The sequence below is a fragment of the Novipirellula sp. genome (assembly GCF_041583735.1).
Lineage (GTDB): Bacteria > Planctomycetota > Planctomycetia > Pirellulales > Pirellulaceae > Novipirellula.
The window spans coordinates 29,935-48,691 of sequence record NZ_JBFHFD010000008.1; the positions used below are offsets into that span (position 1 = coordinate 29,935).

At 53.4% G+C, this 18,757-nt stretch carries 11 protein-coding genes; 4 read left to right on the forward strand and 7 right to left on the reverse strand.

Annotated elements, in window-relative coordinates:
- Positions 1 to 338: 338 nt before the first annotated feature.
- From ABX962_RS01600 to ABX962_RS01615, 4 genes are all read right to left on the reverse strand, one after another.
- On the reverse strand, positions 339 to 719 hold the full coding sequence (locus ABX962_RS01600; protein ID WP_372715982.1) for a hypothetical protein: 381 nt from the start codon (positions 717 to 719) through the stop codon (positions 339 to 341).
- A 295-nt stretch (positions 720 to 1,014) separates the two neighbouring features.
- Positions 1,015 to 2,781: an HDOD domain-containing protein gene (locus ABX962_RS01605; RefSeq protein ID WP_372715984.1), complete on the reverse strand. Its 1,767-nt coding sequence runs from the start codon at positions 2,779 to 2,781 to the stop codon at positions 1,015 to 1,017.
- A 15-nt stretch (positions 2,782 to 2,796) separates the two neighbouring features.
- Complete coding sequence (locus ABX962_RS01610; protein WP_345319867.1) at positions 2,797 to 3,882, reverse strand: HD domain-containing phosphohydrolase; 1,086 nt, start codon at positions 3,880 to 3,882, stop codon at positions 2,797 to 2,799.
- A gap of 718 nt (positions 3,883 to 4,600) precedes the next feature.
- Positions 4,601 to 5,029, reverse strand: a complete 429-nt coding sequence (locus ABX962_RS01615) for an Hpt domain-containing protein (RefSeq protein ID WP_345319869.1) — start codon at positions 5,027 to 5,029, stop codon at positions 4,601 to 4,603.
- A 788-nt stretch (positions 5,030 to 5,817) separates the two neighbouring features.
- Between ABX962_RS01615 and ABX962_RS01620 the strand changes: the two genes are divergently transcribed.
- The 4 genes from ABX962_RS01620 to ABX962_RS01635 all read left to right on the forward strand — a co-directional run bounded on the left by ABX962_RS01620 (position 5,818) and on the right by ABX962_RS01635 (position 14,048).
- Entirely contained in the window at positions 5,818 to 11,271 is a 5,454-nt protein-coding gene (locus tag ABX962_RS01620) for a PAS domain S-box protein (RefSeq protein WP_372715986.1), read from the forward strand.
- A gap of 466 nt (positions 11,272 to 11,737) precedes the next feature.
- Positions 11,738 to 12,160: a hypothetical protein gene (locus ABX962_RS01625; protein WP_345319875.1), complete on the forward strand. Its 423-nt coding sequence runs from the start codon at positions 11,738 to 11,740 to the stop codon at positions 12,158 to 12,160.
- Positions 12,161 to 12,231: 71 nt separating this feature from the next.
- Positions 12,232 to 12,552 (forward strand): hypothetical protein, encoded by a 321-nt coding sequence (locus tag ABX962_RS01630; RefSeq protein WP_372715988.1) that lies wholly within the window; start codon positions 12,232 to 12,234, stop codon positions 12,550 to 12,552.
- Positions 12,553 to 13,532: 980 nt separating this feature from the next.
- On the forward strand, positions 13,533 to 14,048 hold the full coding sequence (locus ABX962_RS01635) for an ankyrin repeat domain-containing protein (RefSeq protein WP_372715990.1): 516 nt from the start codon (positions 13,533 to 13,535) through the stop codon (positions 14,046 to 14,048).
- 410 nt (positions 14,049 to 14,458) lie between these two features.
- Here ABX962_RS01635 and ABX962_RS01640 read toward each other — a convergent pair whose 3' ends face one another.
- The 3 genes from ABX962_RS01640 to ABX962_RS01650 all read right to left on the reverse strand — a co-directional run.
- Positions 14,459 to 15,736: a hypothetical protein gene (locus tag ABX962_RS01640; protein ID WP_372715992.1), complete on the reverse strand. Its 1,278-nt coding sequence runs from the start codon at positions 15,734 to 15,736 to the stop codon at positions 14,459 to 14,461.
- The gene (locus ABX962_RS01645) at positions 15,733 to 17,088 is read right to left on the reverse strand and encodes a DUF1552 domain-containing protein (RefSeq protein ID WP_372715994.1); all 1,356 of its coding nucleotides are present in this window, start codon (positions 17,086 to 17,088) and stop codon (positions 15,733 to 15,735) included. The genes ABX962_RS01640 and ABX962_RS01645 overlap by 4 nt, the downstream gene beginning before the upstream one ends.
- Positions 17,089 to 17,165: 77 nt before the next feature.
- Positions 17,166 to 18,757 (reverse strand): DUF1592 domain-containing protein (locus ABX962_RS01650; RefSeq protein ID WP_372715996.1); only part of this gene is annotated, 1,592 nt, incomplete at its 5' end.

Genomic DNA, 18,757 nt, shown 5'->3' on the forward strand with positions numbered 1-18,757 from the left:
TCTTTGACGCACCCTCGATCCGGCTATCCCTGAGTGAGTTGCGTCTCCGCAGAGCTCACGTCTGTTTCGCCGGACAATTCAACGATAAACGAACAAAACACTTTGAACACCCGAGTCATGCCTAAAAAAACTCGGGGGTTCGGGGGCTGGCCCCTGAGCACACAGGACTTAGACACTAAATGAAAGTTGTCTCAAAAGCATTGACACATTCCGGTAAGCCATTGGTTAGGATCTTCCGGAACACAATTATTGGGAGCATCATTTAACTCCCCCTCGATTAAACTCCATTTCAGTTTTGATGCTTTATGGGCCAGTTCGGTAAATTATAACTCGCCTAATTACATACCCTCCTGCAAATCCTGCATAAACCGACCATGTGCCGGCATCCCACGATACTTCAGGGTAGCTTTCGCAGACTCCAGGATTATCACGATCACCTTTTCAAGTCCACTTTCGCGCTCGGCATCACTGGTATCTCTTGCCATCGGACGAATTACTAACCGAGCAACATGCACCCCTTGCGCCCGAATGCCAAGGGAGTCGATAGCTCGTTGCTTAAGTTCGACTTGGGGCAATCGGTCTCTATCCTCCTTTGCTCTCTGTATTAACGCTCTAGCGTTTTCTAAAGCTCTTGTGTTCTTTGCCTCAAGATCGGGGTCCTTCCCTTTCCATCTTTCGTTCGGAATGTACTCGGGCGATTGGTCTTGATTGCGGTCCATGAGTTTCCTTTACATGAAAAAACGCTCATTCACCGGTGCATTTTGCAAGGACCAGTAACACGTGGTGCATCAAGACGAATGATGACCTTTCACTGTCTTTTCCGTTGCAACCACAGATTCCGTAACGGGAAATTCTTAGTTGGCGCTCATAGAGTCCCACCAGTACTTTGCTAGACGCGGATCATGCTGCCACGATATTCTGTACAGCGAGACAATTATATTTCTGCCCGACTTTTTGAAGAAATATGAAGGTGCCTGTCAAACTAGAAAACGAACCGCCCCTAACGTTTTCAAATCAGTGAGTTCTGGCCTCGCTTCTCTGAACATTCAGTGCTTGTATGGATTTAGCCAGACGGCCAAATGTACATGGAAAAAGCACGACGGCAGGCCCGCTTGTCAGACTTTTTTGTAACTCGGGCACCGTCAATAACACGCATTCATTTCGCTCCCTGGCTTGAATGAGCGTGTTTATTCGTTCGGGTGATGCATCGAGACCGTTAACCAAGGTAACAGTCGGGTCACTCCGACCGCTAGGTCCTGCGACCACCCCCAATGAGGGCAGAATCTCCCGGATAAAATCGATGTCGGCTCCTCCGGCGCAGCGGTAATTGCATGCTATCTCTTTTGTGCCACGGACCTGGGGCGACGACTTTTCTCCTAATCCCGCCAACGCTTCGGCAAGCCCATCGCGAGTTCGATTGACAATTTCCCGTAGCGAAGTGCTGCAGTGATGTCGAAATACGCTTGATGGTGGGATCTCTACAAGGTCCCATGGTTCCCATTTCCCTACGGCAAGCCAGCCAATTAATACAGCGATTTTCACTAATTCAGCATTGTCTCGATCGACGCGGTTTAACGAAACCAACTCGCTATAATTCGAATCGAGATGCTCCAAGGGACCAATGATATCCTGCGGGATATTCCAAGTTGACAATAGTCTCGCAAGCATTGCCGACTGACTCTCAGAAAACGCCTGTCGTTCCAGTTCTGTCAATGCGTCCCCGGTCTGGTTGGCGAGCTCGATTAAAGCGACCATCTCTTCTGGAAACTTTTTAGCAAGCATCATTCGGCCAAGAAGATGCATCGCTGAACTTAGCGAGATTCCAGCACGCGTGCTCATACCCACTCTCTGAGACATCAAAAGTTTTGCAGCGACTCGAGCCGCAAGACTGCGTTTCCAAGCAAGCTTTACATCCAAGAAAGGTATGCCCATTACACGCAATGCATCGCATGCATCTAACGCTAGCGCTAACTCCCCTATCGAGCGTCGCCCCACTCGAACAATAATGTCTTCTAGATTTAAAATTTTGCTGGCTGTACGATTGTAAAGACTGCTGTTCCCTAATCGCAGAAGCGCAGCTGTAAGTGCCGGTTCTTGCTCAATTGCTGCAGCAATATCTTCAGCTTCGGAGTCTTCCTCACAGGCGACCCGACACGCTTCCAGAGCGAAATGCGAAAAGGGTAGAAATTCAATTTCCGTAGATTGCAGGGATTTCACAGCTGAAGATTTGTCTAATCGCGGAACGCTTGTGGTCGACTCATTCACACCAGCAATTCCGACTATTTCCTTCGTTCTGCCAGCGTTAGCGTCTAAAGTCGGATCCGCTTTCCGCTCAAGATCATCGCTTGACTCAAGGGCCTTCCCCGACAGTTCCAACCGATGATGATTGACACGTTTCTCAACCAAGACTTTCATTTTTGCTGCGAAGGCAGCGTAGTCGGTAGGTTTAAAAACAATGTCATCGACACCTCGATTCACCAAGTCCTTTGTGATTGCGGGCACTACAACCGAGGTATGCACAGCGATGAATGGCCGTTCAGAAAGCCCAAGCATTTCAACCACGAGAGCGTGACCGTTTTTGTGCGGCATGATTAGGTCCGTCACGACGAGGTCGTACCTTCGATCCTCAAGCAGTTGCAACGCTTCTTCCCCGTCACTAGCAGAATGGCAAACAAAGCCCTCCTGTTGTAACGCGAAGACCATCATTTTCCTAGCAATTGAATCGTCGTCGACAACAACTGCACGACATTGCATCTGTGTGCCACCCATTTCAATACCCACTTTATTCTGATGTCATTACGTCGAGTTCGCCGGAAGTGCGATTGAGTTCGCCGGATCTCCAATAGCCTTAGTGCCTAACGAACTGCATCGCTCTGCTGGCGATTCCGCGAACCGTGACTTAATCGCCAGGAATTCGCGGTCGGACTCCAAGAATGCGTCAACAACCTCTGGATCAAAATGATACCCCGAGCCCTCGATAATGAGAGACCTCGCTACTTCGTGCGAAGACGCTTCTTTGTAAACACGTTTTGATGTTACCGCATCATACACATCCGCGACCGCCACGATCCGTCCCGACAGCGGTATCTTTTGACCAGAAAGGGCATATGGATATCCAGTGCCATCGAACTTCTCGTGATGTGAGACGGCAATATCCCTTGCCATTTGCAAAAAACGTGCGTTGGGGTACGCATCCAATGCCGCCTGGAGGGTTTTCTCTCCTTCAATCGTATGCTGCTTCATAATCTCAAATTCTGCAGCGGTAAGTTTGCCTGGTTTCAACAATATGCTGTCGGGAATCGCAACTTTCCCGATGTCGTGCAGTGGGCTCGTGTCGTAGATAAGGTCAATGAATAACTGATCTAGCTCTTGTCGCCGAGGTTGCCTTTCGCGCATCCGAGTGGCAAGAACTTTTGCAAAATTACGAACTCGCTCTAGATGTTCTCCTGTATCAGGGTCACGAGATTCTGCAAGCTTGGCCAACATGAAGATCGCCATGTCACGCGTTTCCAGACCGATGATCCTTCGCCCAGTGTTTACTCGCATCAACAGTTCGGCTGAATTAAAGGGCTTAGATATGTAATCGTCCGCCCCGGATGCCAAACCTTTAATCTTATCATTCGGCTGATCTAACTTGGTCAACATGATGAAATAGATATAGCCTCGTGTATTCCTTGCACGTAGCGCACGACACAGCTCAATGCCATCCATTCCTGGCATGTCACGATCCGAAATCACCAATTGACAATCCCCGTTCGTGTCAATGGATTGAATCGCTTCGCACCCATCATTTGCAGTGACAACTTCGTATCCTGCACTAGCAAGAACGTGAGCTACAACCTCCCTCGAGATCGCATCATCTTCGACTACTAGAACTTTCATTACAATCTCCTACAGTGAGTATAGCTCAGCTTAGATTGCTACGGAGCCAAAACCTGGTGCAAAAAGGCGCAACTAAACTCTTTTTCCGCAAGGCTCTCTTTATTCATTTTACGCGAAGTTTCCTGGTCACCCCAAGTGCTTTTAAAATACAGAAGACATGGAACTGCAACGCCAAGTGATCGACAATCGACGTTTACTGTTAGGAGGGCCTCGCCCAGCTATTTCTCTCGCTCAATTATTTGCCCCGTCAGATGCAGATCACAGGTGATCTCACACTGGACTCTTGGCTGATTTGGTACGTTACCGTGCCTATCTCTCGAGGGACATCTTTAGCAACGCCTTGTTGGTGATTGAGTGAGCTAGCAAATTTTGTCGACATTTAAATAGGGAGTTGCGTGCATCTTTTCTGCGTTATTTCCAAAAGCAATAAGACGAGGTTGCTAGCAATAAAACGCACCGCTTTGGCGATTGCCCGCCCGATCGGTAAGCAAAGTTGCGATAGCGCACGCTTGGCTGCCACGGCGGCCCCCATTCAAACAGCCATCTCCAACACCCGATCTTGACTTAGACGGCGAGAAAAAGCAATGTTCCCACTGAACTGTCGCCGTCAAAGACGACTTTTCTCGCAAGGTGGCTGCAGCAAACTATCGCGTTGATCACCGATAAAGATTTTCAAGGTAGACGATGTTGCGCACTACTGCCTGAACTTCGGTTGGCATCATACCATCACCCGCTCGCGAAAATCCCGGGCGAATTCCAAACACCTTGCCATTTCCTGCTGCAAATTCGCGACAAGGGACGCAATAGTATCTTGAGTTTCAAATTCTCCAGCTTCTTCGATTGCCGCAGCTACGGCTCGCAGAGGCTCTGCAGCCATTATGGCTGCCGCCCCCTTCAAGCCGTGAGCGGCCCGGACCACCTCTTGATGGTCGCCTGAGTTGGCTAATTCAGCAATTTCTCGAACCGATTGTTCTCCAGTGAGCTCTAACTCGGAAAGAAGAGACGCAGCGAAATGTAGATTTCCACTACACCGGGCCAGTAAGGCCTTTTGGTCGATGGCTACCTCAGTGGGACCGCCTGCAGCTGATGATAAAGTAATTGAACTCATCGGTAGCTCTCTCCTGCTCACCGTGTAAAACAGATTCATCGTGTTCTCAACGATAGGCTTCCTTTTCCGGACAATCCGGAAACCCTAGATGGATCGGGAGCATTTGTTATGATGATGTGCCTGTTGTGCGGCTTATGCCTGTTTGCACACGCATGTTTGCAGTAAGAAACTAAAATAAATCGCAAATCGAAGCAGGAGGAATGTCACCAGTCGGGTTCAAGGTGGACCGCCAGGAGCCACCAAAACTTTCGACTTAGTCGGAGTCGAATAGAATCCTCAAACCAGCAATATGATTCTTGTCGAGACTGGATGGCAACTTAACGGATGCTGGGATTCAACCTCATGCGCTGGAAATGGAAGCCCATCGCAAATGCCTTTTGTCTGAATTGGCATTACGATTGCTGGCTAATATTTGCGACTGTGTTGATCGGTGATCCACAGAGCTCGAATTGTGAGCCCACGCTGTTTCGAGTTTCCCCAACTTCGCAAAGTGAATACCGGAAAGTACCCGTTGACTTCAATGTTCGCCAAGTCGACAACTCATGCCTGTATCCGTGCTGGCGTCAATGCGCTCGACTGCCACGCGGAAAGCGGCTTGAGAGACGGACGCGAAGGCTTCGGGGCAGTCGTCATCTTCACGAATCCACATCAACTCACTCACGGTGGCGATACTACGAATACGAGTTCACGAACAGCCTAGCTTTTTTTGCGGGTGGGGAGCAACCTCAACGCTGAAGATCTAATCCTGCGACTATGACTTCGCTGCTATTGAGAAAGAGCTGGCTCAAACCAGACCGCACAATGATTTACTCAACAAGAATAGAAGCATGCCTTCCAAGAAAAAGCCGTTCACTCCCGATTTAACGGCAATACTCGACGCGGCGGGCGCAATGATGATTGCCTGCGATCTCGACGGCACTGTACGCATGTTTAATGCGGCGGCCGAACGACAACTGGGGTGGAACGCCGGGGAGGTTGTCGGACGACATACTCCGGAACTTTGGCACGACCACGACGAGATCGTACGGCGCGCGGCGGAACTATCACAGGAATTGGGCCAAGAAATCTCGGCTGATTTTCAGGTGTTCTCAAGGAAGGTGATGAGCCACAACGAGGAGCCGCGAGAGTGGACATTCATTCGCAAAGACGGCACCCGTTTTCCAGTTCAGCTTGTTGTTTCAACGATTCGTGACACATCGGACGCGGTCACCGGCTTTCTAGGAACAGCGCAGGACATAAGTCACCGAGTACAGGCCGAAAGTGAACGTGACCAACTGTTTAAGCTGTCGGTCGATCTTCTATGCGTCGCCAGCATCGACGGCTACTTCAAACGTGTCAATCCTGCGTTCAGTCGTATCCTTGGCTGGAGCGAAAAGGAGTTGCTCAGCCGTCGCTTTCTCGATTTTGTTCATCCTGAGGATCGGAAGACCACCGAACAGGTCGTTAACAGACAGATAGACGGTGAGTCGGTTGTAGCATTCGACAATCGCTATCAATGCAAAGATGGTTCGTGGCGGATTCTCTCGTGGACCAGTTCGCCGCAGCATGATGGATTAATGTTTGCCTCGGCGAGAGACGTTACGCAACTACGGCGAGCAGAAGAAAAACTGCAGCAACTCAATGACGATTTGGAACGCCGGATTACTGAGAGGACCAAGGAATTGGCCAAAGAGCAACGGTGGCTGCGCAGCGGCCACTTAGTTCTCGAATCGATCGCCTCCGAATCGACATTCTCGGATACGGCTGAACTGATCGCGAGATTTGTCACTGAGGAAGTTGCGGTGACTTATTTCGGGATACTGTTGTACGACGCCACGAGCGACAGTTTTGAATTCGGCTCGCAACGCAATTTGCCAGACGACTTCGATCAGACGCTCAATGTTCCTCGTCGTGGCAAGCAGGTCGACTGGATTCGGCAGGCCGTCCAATTAGGACGACGGGTCGTCATCAACGACTTGGACACAGCGGAATCGGCTGTGGAGCGACGCCTGCACGCCAGCGGTCGCGAATGGAAATCAGGTTGGGCCGAACCTATCGTTGGTAGCGATGGCAAGGTGCAGGGGGTCTTCGTGGCATTGCGAGAACAGGTCGGTTCACCTGATGAGAACGAATTGAAATGCGTTGAATGCGCCTGTGGACTTGCAAGGATCGCGATCTCGCGGGATCAGGCCCGCACTGAGCTGAAAGCGAGCGAGAGACGATATCGGACGCTGTTGGAACACGTTCCAGCGCCGCTATTTGTCTATGACCGCGAGTCACTTGAGTATCTAGCTGCCAGCGACCGGAGCGTTTGCGAGTATGGATACAGCCGCGAGGAATTGATGCAGATGACGATCTTGGACATTCGTCCCGAGGAGGATGTGCCAGAGTTGCGAAAAATGCTCGACGAATCAGGTGCGGCATTCGAACATCGTGGCTTGTGGCGGCATCGGAAGAAAGATGGCAGCCTTATCGACGTCGAAATTATGACGCATGGGCTGGACTTGGAGGGACGCAGCGCCTGTATTGTCCTGGCGACAGATGTCACCGAAAAGCTTCGCATCCAGAACTCGCTTCGCCGTAGCGAATCTCTCAACCAAGCATTATTGCAATCGTCCCTCGATAGCATTGTTGCCATGAATGCTGCTGGGGAGATTGTCGAATTCAACCGTGCCGCAGAGCAGACATTCGGTTACTCGCGGGCGCAGGCCCTGGGACGCTCGGTGGAGGAACTGATGATTCCTAACGACCTCCGTGCAGAACATAAACGCGGACTGGCTCATTATCTGGCTACTGGCGAAGAACGCATCGTTGGCCGGCGCGTTCGAACGACTGCCCAGCGATCCAATGGAGAAACATTTCCAATTGAATTAACCGTGGTTCCGGCGGAAATAGACGGAGAACAACTGTTTGCTGCTTACCTCCGCGATTTGACCCTGACTTTGCGTTCCGAGCAGGAATTGCACCGAACGACTGAATTGCTGCAGGCCATCGCTGATGGAACGACGGATGCGATCTTTGTCAAGGATCTGCAGGGACGGTATTTACTGTTTAACAAAGCCGCTACCGAACTCACCGGACGCATCAGTGATGAAGTACTAGGGAAGAATGATGTTTTTTTGTTCGGCGAAGAACACGGTTGGGTTGCGATGGAGAACGACCGCATGGTGATGCAGTCCAATCAACCACATACGATCGAAGAGAAATTAACTGCAGGAGGCGTTACTCGCAGTTACCTGGCGATGAAGGCGCCTCTTCGGGATCCGAACGGCAGCGTTATTGGAGTGATTGGTGTCTCTCGCGACATTACGGAACGCAAACTTATCGAATCGTCTCTGCAAGAAAGCGAAGAGCGGTATCGCTCCATCGTCGAACAATCTCCGGACATGATATTTATTAACCGCGACAATCGTGTCTCATTCATCAATCAGGCTGGCGTCGATTTGCTCGGGGCGTCATCGGACGAGGAAATCATCGGACGTTCTCCGACAGAATTTTTTCACCCGGACGACCAGCAGTATGTCCGCCAACAAGTCGCACAGTTGCTATCGGAGCCGGGGAGCGTGCCGGTTATTGGAGCCAGGATCCTCGCGTTGGACGGACGCGTCATCGACGTGGATGTGCAGGGGGCGTCCTACTACAGCCGCGGGAAGCTGGAGATTCAGGTCGTGTGCCGTGATGTTTCCGAGCGGAAGCGGAGCGAGCGGGAACTACAACGACATATTCGGCACACGGAATTCAGTGCAGCCAAGGGGATTGCCCTTTCCCAGGCGACAACGCTGCCAGAGATGTTGAAAGCCTGTACCGAGGCGATGGTGAAATGTCTCAACGCATCGAGTGCGCAGATTTGGACATTGAACGAGTCGGAAGGTTTGCTGGAACTGCAAGCGAGTGCAGGTACCAACACGCGTTTGGGTGTAGCATCCGCCCGCGTGCCGCTCGGTCGCCACAAAGTCGGCAGGATTGCGGTGGAGAAGGCTCCGTACCTAACGACTTTGGTGCCAGATTACCCAGGTGCAAGCGATCAATTTGACAGCGTTCCGGATTCGATAGCTTCTCAAGGATTGGATGCATTCGCCGGATACCCGCTCATGGTCGAAGATCGCTGTGTCGGTGTCATCGCAATGGAGTCTGACGAGAACTTAGAGCAGGAAACCCTGGATTGCCTTGCTAGGGCTGCCGACTCAATTGCGCAAGGCATTGCTCGCAAGCAGTCCGAAGCCATGCTTGCTGATTTAAACTTGACCCTAGAGCATCGCGTTCGAGATAGGTCTCTGGAACTGAAGCAGAGCGAACGGTTTAACCAGGTCACGCTAGACTCGCTTTCGGCTCATATCGCGGTGGTCAACCGCGATGGGAACATCGTCACTACGAACGCCGCTTGGCGGAAGTTCGCCGAGGAAAATCAGGCCTCCCCCCAGTCCGTCAGCAAAGACGTCAACTATTTGGATGTGTGTGGTGTCGCAGCAAAAAGAGGCGATAGCGACGCCAGTTCCGTCGCCAAAGCGTTGCGTGAAATATTGGCAGGCAAACGCTCTTCATGGGATCAGGAGTATGCATGTCATACGCCTGATAGGCGACTCTGGTTTATCTGCCGAATGAAACTCGTTTACATCAACGAGCAACCGCACGCTGTGATCGCCCATGAGAACGTCACCAAAATTAAGGAGGCACAAGTTGAAATGCATGAAGCCAAAGAGAAGGCGGTGCAGGCGAGTCTCGCCAAGAGTGAATTCCTGGCCGCGATGAGCCATGAACTAAGGACGCCCCTCAACGGTATTCTAGGAATGAATACCTTGCTGCTTAAAACGGATCTCAATGACCGTCAGCGCCGGTTTGTCGAGGCCTGCGCATCAAGCGGCAAGTTACTGGCGGAACTCATCAACGACGTGCTGGACCTTTCAAAAATCGAAGCTGGCAAACTGGAACTTGATTCGCGAGAGTGCGAACTCGAACGGGTGGTCTACGGCGTGATTGAACTCTTCTCAAGTTCAGCTCAGGAAAATGAGCTCAGCCTCTCTTGTCAGCTCTCGCAAGCAGCCTGCGTCACGGCCCGCATTGACGACAATCGCCTACGACAGATCCTTGTCAATCTAATAGGTAATGCGATTAAGTTTACCTCGTCCGGTAGTGTTTCAATCGCTGGCGATCGAATCAAACATTCATCTGGTCAATCGCGTTTGCGGATCGAGATCACCGATACAGGAATAGGCATCCCACCAGAGCGAATGAATCGCCTGTTCAAGCCTTTCTCGCAGGTTGATAGCTCAACCACGCGGAATTTCGGAGGAACCGGGCTGGGGCTTTCGATATGCCGGCAACTCGTCGCATTGATGGGTGGCGAAATTGGCGTTGAAAGCCAAGTTGGCATAGGGTCGACATTCTGGTTTGAGATTCCTCTGGAGGTGATCTCACAGCCTGAGATACAGAGCGCAAGACGGCAGTCCCTAGCAGGGACGCAGATCTTGGTCGTCGACGGCATTGGCAGCCTCGCCCAGATTATCGAGTGCGTAACGAACTGGGGCTGCCATTACGTACATGTGAACACTTTCCAGGAATCACTTCAGATCCTCCAGAGTTTGACGGTCGAACGCACGGCCAGCGTTGTCGTGTTCAGCAGCTTTCAAGCGATAAAAGATGAACCTGATGCATCGCAAACGCTAATAGATCTCTGTTCCGGGCGATTGGTTGCACTCTTAACGCCAGATGAAGAAATGTCCGCGCAACGTATGCTGTCCCGCAGCGTGGACGCAACGCTTCAGGAACCCGTGCGTCCCAGCGATTTGTTTGATGTGATCACGTCGCTGCTGTTTCCGTCCGATGCCGACGAAGGGACAGAACGCGAGCCATCGCATTTGGTGTCGTCGGCACTGATGCCCGCAAAACTGACGGGCCATCTGCTGGTGGCGGAAGACAACAGGATCAACCAGTTGTATGTGGTGGAGTTGCTGAAAATGCTGGGCTGTACCTGCGATATCGTCGCCAATGGGGAAGAGGTATTATCGATACTGGAGCACGGGCCTTATGATCTGGTGTTAATGGATTGCCAAATGCCTGAGATGGACGGATTTACCGCCACGCAAGAAATTCGCCGTCGCGAGGCAAACGCAAACTTACCGAAACACATACCGATCGTGGCTGTCACGGCCAATGCCCTTACGGGTGATCGCGAACGTTGCCTGGAAGCCGGCATGGACGACTACGTGCAGAAACCGATCGATGGCGATCAGTTACGAATGACCCTTAGCAAGTTCCTCAGTCCCGCGATTTCGTCATCGCCTTTGCTCGACGAAGTCCCCTAGCGGCACCCAATGGCTTGCAAATCCATCTCATTCAACCGTGGTCAAAATTGCCATCGATGACGTCATTGACGGTAATGCCACAGGGCCTCGCGACCGACAATTTTGGCAAAGCTGAAAAACGACTTAATTTATGAATTTCGGGACTCCGCCCGAGGATGTTCAACAGTACGACGGTGGAACGGTTTGCGAAAAAGATCCTTCGGAATTCGATGAACAGAAGGCACTGACAGCGTTATCTGGATTAAAGATCAAAAATCACTTCGGCGGATCACACAAACTTAGCGGCAAGCAAACTGAATTACGCGTCGACGTGCTGCTTGTCGATGGTAATCTCCACACATGTAACCAATCATCCATAAGGATTTTTGAATGCATTTGGGAACCTCAAGCAATCTAATGCGTCGGATTGTAATCTTACAGAAAACGTCCCATCAATAGCCGCTTACCCGCGATTGCAAGGATGCCAATGCAACACGATATCTTCAGTTTCCCTGATCAGCCCTGCCGCGAAAAGCTGGAAACTGCTCGGATGTTGATCCGAAACGCAAGAAATGAAGATGAGCGATCGCATCAGGAACATCTTCGTCAACGGGTGCAAGAATCACTCGGTGAGCATGCAAATAAGTCGCAAGTTACTCGTTTAATTCTTCGTCCGCTTTCTGGGCACGAAGACGACTTGGGCAAAGAGAACGGTCTAGAGATCATTATCGGGGCGATTCTTTCAATTTGTGGAAATCATGCAGAAGTGGCACGCCATGGAGACCGTTGGTTAGTTTATACGAGCCTTGGTAACAATTACATCCTGCGAAGGTGTGCCGTCACTTGGCTCTCCCAGATGTCCGTAAAACATAAATGGAGCTTGATAGCAGATGCCGATGACGCGAGGTAAATTCTCGCGTGGCACGCTGATTAAGTTGGACAGAGTTGCAAGCCCAGAAGGGCACCAAAGGCAGACTAGCAATGATGGACGAATACTTTAACGTCGATGTCGGCGAAGAATTCCATTACGAGGCACAACATTACCGCAAGTTGGACGAACGCAGGTCAGCTTTGCTAGCCGGCGATAAAGCCCAGGGAAAAGTGATTCACTTCTATCCCGAAGATGAGGTTTTACGACGGGCAGGGGCGGATACTGCAGTAAAGCCGCCACCGCTCAAAGGACCGCTACCGGCACGTTCTGACATGCGAAACATCCTTTTCTTAGTAATGATTTTCGGTTTGGCAGTTCTGCTCGTTGGCTTCTTGCTTTTGACAATTGCGTCGCTGATTGGGGCACGGTGACCCTCTGGTGAACCATGGACGTAAATGGTTATCGAAACGATCGTACCGAACAGGCTAGTAGTAGTGCGGTCATTTGCCTTCTCGAAGTCTAAGTGGTACCTCGACCAGGCATAGCTACGTTTCTGGGAATAGCTGTTTTGACGGTCAGTGCCGCGAGAAGGTAAGAGTGCGATCTGAGCAGTGACCTCTTTTTCAACGGCCGCAATGTCTCGAAGATCGGTTGAAAGCAACTCCCGTTGCGTTGCCATGTTTGGAAGTAAACGGCGAAGTTTGGGATGCTGTCGCCAACCTCCACGATACCCGCAAAAGTGTCGTGCAAAAACCTCCTATTTTTCGATGCGACCCGTGCACGGTATTGTGCACGGAATGGGTGCAAAACGGTGCCATACCGTGCATTTCCTGGAATTGAAAAGCGTCTAAAACACAGTAAATACCGCACTTTTGGAGCGTCTATCCGGCATTGACATCGTGGAGGTCACAGATTCGAGTTCTGTATTGCCCACTTTCAAAAAGGCCGCAAAACACTAGTGTTTGCGGCCTTTTTCGTGTTTGCATTGTACGCGGCAGACGTCGGCTTCCTCCATGACAAGGTCTGGCCCTGTCGGCATTGGGGTGCTCCGACTTGGTCCGGTCGATGAAGCGGCAGCACGCTGGCCCCGGGACGCTGATGCACCGGTGTCGCCATCAGAGCAATGAAACAGACCATCCAAATTCGTGTCGATCGACTTGACGGACTGAACATCGAACACATGACCTGCCACTCGCGACGCCACGCCATTGCGACGAATACACGCAAATGGTTCACTTGCACCTTGAAAACTCTCCGGCTCGTCCGACTGCAACGCAATACGATATCATTGAAACGCTCGATATTATTGTGGAGCAGATCATGAGTGGCAAAAAGCTAAAGAGCCCTTGATTCTAAGTACGAAGCATAGAGCAGCAAATGTCACGTCAATCAACCGAAAGTGTAGAGCCTGATGCAAAAATACGATGAAGACGGCATGAAAGTCGTCCAGCTCCTTCGTGAGGACAAGGAGGACGAGGCGATAGCAATAGTGCGAGATAACAGTGAATTGCTAAAGTTCCAGACTGCTGCGGGGTACAACCTGCTCTCTTTTTCCGCGAAGCACAATCGGCTGCGGTTTGCGAAGGCGATTCTTGAGTTGGGCAGCAACCCAAATGAGGCTTCGCGATCCGGATCGCCCCCTCTCAGCCAGGCATGCCTAGCAGCTAGTGAGGATTTTGTGAAACTGTTGCTAGTACACGGCGCCGACCCAAATTTGGATCGAACACTTTTCTCAGCAAGTAGAAACAAGAGAAACGAAGGACTTGCGATTACCAAACTCTTGATCGAATATGGCGTCGATGTGAACGCAGTTTTTTTGATATTTGAGGACCCAAACAACCGAAAAACATCGCTTGATTATTGCGGAGATCCAAAGATCTGTGATCTTTTAATGTCTCACGGCGCAAAGCGGGCGGCAGATCTATGAGCAAGCCACAATCTAGTGAGAGTGGACAACTTGCGTGTGAGGACGTGAGAACTTTTTTCGCCATGCGTTTGGATATCTCGACGACTTCGTCGTGGCAGATCTTGTCAAGGGCAGTCCAGACGTTGATATTCATATCACGAAATCGAGCAATTGCAACACATTTTTCACGGTTGGTATGTCGCTGAATCCGATGAACCAAGACACCATTACTCGAACAACTCAACGGACTCGGTTGGGCCTTGTTGACCTGACCATTACGTCCGACGCCCAGCGATTGGTTCCACCCGTTCGGCAGCACGACCTACTTTCATTCTAAGCATCTCTTTGCACCTGAATGACTTAGGCGAACCGATTGTTGGATCAATCGCTCGACGGCACGGTCAAGCTGCAATGCGACAACGACCTGGGGGTCAATATTTGGGGAAGATGGCCGGGGTCGGGAAACGTTCTTCGTTGCTAGAGGATCCGATGTTGAGGTATTCCTCGCGAGGCACGTTGACCTGGGGCCAGTCAGCCGGACGCACTCGCACGATTCGGCCTGGGCGGATGCCTTCGATGATCAGGTCGGTTTCAAATTGGATTTGGATGCCGCTGCTGCCCAGCGGCGGCTCTCCGTCCATCCGTACGACATCCAGGATCGGCCCCTTGCAGGCCATATGCGCGGGCCCGTAGGCGCCATGGGTATGTTTTAACGTGGTTTCGACCGCATTCATCAGAGCGTGTTCGCCTGGCTTGAAATCGGCGTACAGGGATTCGTTCATGCCGCCGAACAGCGTCGCGGTCACCTTGGCGTTGCCGAACGTGCCGTATTCCACCGCGTCGACCCAAGCGGGCATCCAGCGGCTGCGGATGAAGGCGTTGTGTGTCTCGGTCTGGTTGCGCGCGGCACGCTTGATCGCAGTTTCGTCCAGCCAGATGTCGGAGATATGAAAACGAGTGAACACGCCGCCGGGCGTCGGTTTCCAGCTGATCCCTAAAAACACTTGCTCGTCGTCAAGACTCTTCTTTCCGCTGGCCGGCCAGCTGCCCTCGGCGACTAGTTCCGCGACCTCCAGCCGTTGGCGTCCGCGCCAGATACGAGTGGCGGCATCAAAGGTCATTGTTTCCGCAGCGGCCTCCGCTTCGCCGCCTTCGTGTGGTTCGCAGCGAGCCACAATCATGCCTTGGTTGTTCTGAATGTCGATTTCCTGCAGCTTCCAGACTTTGCCTTCCCGCCGGCAGTGGCTGGGTTCGTCTTCCAGCAAAAGGACGTGGTTTTCGGCGGGAAAGATGCCGGCGCCGCGATTGTGGTTCGCGTCTTTGGTCTTGTTGTCGACCGGCAGTACCGGCACCGAGGAAAGTTTGGGGTCAGGCGGCAGAAAGGCTCGGACGTGCAGCACGGTGCCGAGCGGGATATCGCGCAGGTCCGCCGGCGCCCCGTGATAGCGGACCATGCCGTAGGGCAACATGGCGAACGGGTGTGGATCGTTGCGGTAAAACATCCCCGATCCTTCGACGCGAATGCTGCCGCGACGGTTGGCGTGATCGACGAACACCAACTCGCCCCGGTAGGAATGCGCCTTTTCGATCGGAGGAAACTGCCCGGGCTGAGGGCGGAACGGTCCTTCCTCGGCCGCCGCAAACGGCGTGAGCAGGAACGCGGCAAGGCAGACCATGATGATCATCCGGAAGCATTGGAGCTGATTCATAGTTCGATCACCTTGTTGCTGTCGCCAAACCGATCGGTTTCGACTCCCATGCGTTGGGCCATCAGCAGCAGCAGATTGCTCATGTGGGCGTCCGGATTCGCGGGGCGGCTGCAGAGACTATAGTGCTTGCCGGGCTGGTCCAGTTCGTAGCCACCAAAGTGCCCTTGATTGAAGTCCAGGTGGCTGCCGTGCCGCAGGCCCAGATCCGAACCACCGGCCAGCACCAGCGGCAGGTTGGCGTTGCCGTGGCTGTGGCCGTACGACATACCGCTGCCAAACAGCGACATCGTCGTTCCCAACAGCGGCTGGCCGTTCAGGTCTTTGGTTTCCTCAAGCCGCGAAAGGAAGTAGCCGTACTGCTCGATGGCGAAGGTGTCGTAGTTGGTCAGCTTTTCCATATAGCCTTCATCGCCGCCGTGATGACTGAGCTGGTGCCGGGATTCGGTGATGCCGATTTCCGGAATGGCGATCGCTTGGCCTTCGCCCCCCAGACTGAACGTGGCGACACGGGTGACATCGGTCTGGAAGGCCAACACCATCAGGTCATAGACAGTACGAAAATAGTCGCCCGCTTGGGTTTGAGGGATGTCGCGGTTGGTGCGTTTGCGATCGTTTTCGGAGATCTCCGGCAGCGGCGTGTCGAGCCAGGCGTCGGCCCGCCGCGTGCGGATTTCCGCTTCGCGTACCGAACTCAGGTATTGGTCCAGGCGGCCCCGGTCGGCGGTTCCCATTTTCTTTTCCAGCCGGCGGACTTCGGCCAAGTTATCATCCAGCACGCTAGCTTTGCGCCGCAGGGCTCTCCGCTGGACCGCCGTGCCGCCTTTGGGTTCCTCGAATAGCGACGCAAAGATTTCGCTGCAGCGACGCATCGCGGGCAATTGCACGCCGTCGGCCGTCCAGGCCAGCGAGCCTTGGGTAATGGCGATTTCCATCGACGGATAGCGGGTATGTTCCGCAGCAACGGCCGCCATCTGCTGGTCCACCGAAATCGTATTGCGGTCGGTAGGGCCAAGCTTTCCGCCGGTCAACCAAACCGAAATGCAGTTGTGGTGGTGGCTGATGGCGCCCGGATGATGCAGCCCGCTGATCGGCGTGATCACTTCGCGATGTTTTTCCAAAGGCTTGAGCGATCGAGAAAACTCGTAATCGCGGCCTGGGGTGGTGAGCTGATAGTTCAGTGAATGGACACCGTTGGCCAGGTAGATAAAGGCGCTGCGTCGTGGCATCGCCGCGGGCTCGGCCGCGTTCAGCGGAGTCATGCACTCCAGCATGGGCAACGAGATGCATGTCCCCAGGGCCCGCAGTGCGTGTCGGCGATCGAGCAGCCAGGATTGGGAGAGGAAGTTTCCCATGGTTCAGCCTTTTGTAACGAAGGAGGGGCGTGTGCGGTTTGGCGGGCAGCGGCGGCGTGTGCCGGGCGGCCGCTGGGTTAACGGGTTCGGATCAAGTCCGACAAAGCCACCGCTCGGACGATGTCTCGGACACCGTATTGGCAGGCTTTCGCTTCATCAACAATCGCTTCAACGGCATCCTGATCATCCACGGTCAGCACGCGGCGGAGGGCGTAAGTACACAAGTGCTCGATAAAGGCCTGCGTGATTCGCTGGCGGTCCTCCAACAGCAACTGCTTGAACTGGGCGGCATCGCCGAACGGTCGGCCATCGGGCAGCACGCCGGAAGCGTCCACCAGCGGATCTTCGCCGACGCCCGTCGGCACGTGCTCGCGGGTCCGCCACTGACCGATCGCATCGAACTGGTCAAAAGCCAGCCCCAAGGGATCGATATTGCGATGGCAAGCGGCGCAACTGGCGTTGCTGGCGTGAGCCTCGATTCGTTGCCGGATCGTGATTTTGTTGCCTTTGGGTGGAATCGGCTCGATCGGGTCGACGTTGGCCGGAGGCGGCGGCGGAGTCTTGTTGAAGAGGGCTTCACTGAGCCAAACACCTCGATGCACCGGACGATGCCGGGTGCCGTCGGAGGTCAAACCGAGCACCGCGCCCATCGTCAGCAAACCGCCACGGTGATCGTCGGGTTTCAGCGAGACGCGTTGGAAACCGTCCCGTTTCGGCTCGGGCAAACCGTAGAAGTCGCACAGCCGAGCGTTGGCCATCGTCCAATCCGAATCGACAAAACTGTCGATCGGCAGATTGTTCACCAGCATCTCACGAAAATACTCCACCGGTTCGGCTCGCATGCTGGCTTCGAGCCAGTCGTCGTAGGTGGGATACAGTTTTTTGTCTGGCGGGAACATCCCCACGCGATGCAACTGCAGCCACTGTCGCGAGAAATCGTCGATAAAGCGGTTGACACGCCCGTCCGACAGCATCCGATCCACTTCGTTGCTCAGCACCTCGCCGCCCAGCTTTCCGCTTTTGGCGGCGGTGAACAGGTTTTGGTCGGGCATCGAGCTCCAGAGAAAATAGGACAGCCGCGAGGCGAGTTCCCAGTCGTTCAGTCGGGGCCGTGGCGTCGGATCGCCTTCGACAAGATAGATGAAGTTTCGCGAGGTCAGCACGCCTTGCAGGGCGATCCGATAGGCGTCGGTCATCGATTCGCCGGCCTCGCGCTCGCCGAGGTAGGACCGCATGTAGTCGTCCAGTTCCTCCGGCTGCACCGCTCGCCGCCAGGCCCGCTCGGCAAACCGCTGCAGATATTCCGCGACTTCCGCGGGCGCCGCATCGTCCGGAGGTATCATGCGCTCACGCCGCGATTTTTCTGCTTCGGTGACCAGCGGTCCTTCCCATTCGACCCAATCGAGCAGCACGGTGGAAAAGATCCCGTTGCCTTGGTCGTCAAACATCTGCGGGGCGTTGGGGTTCAGCAATCGGGTCTCGCTGCTGTGCGTGAACAGGTAGCCGTCTCGACTGACCAAGGCGTTGCGAAACGCGGCACCGCCCCTGCGATCGATCCCGTCCGTGGCGACCACACAGAAATGCAGCTGCGTGGGCATCTCCAAAAACACATCGAACTCATAAACCTGCGGGCTGTCTTCCGGCGCGGTGATGTCGAATTCGATCAAGC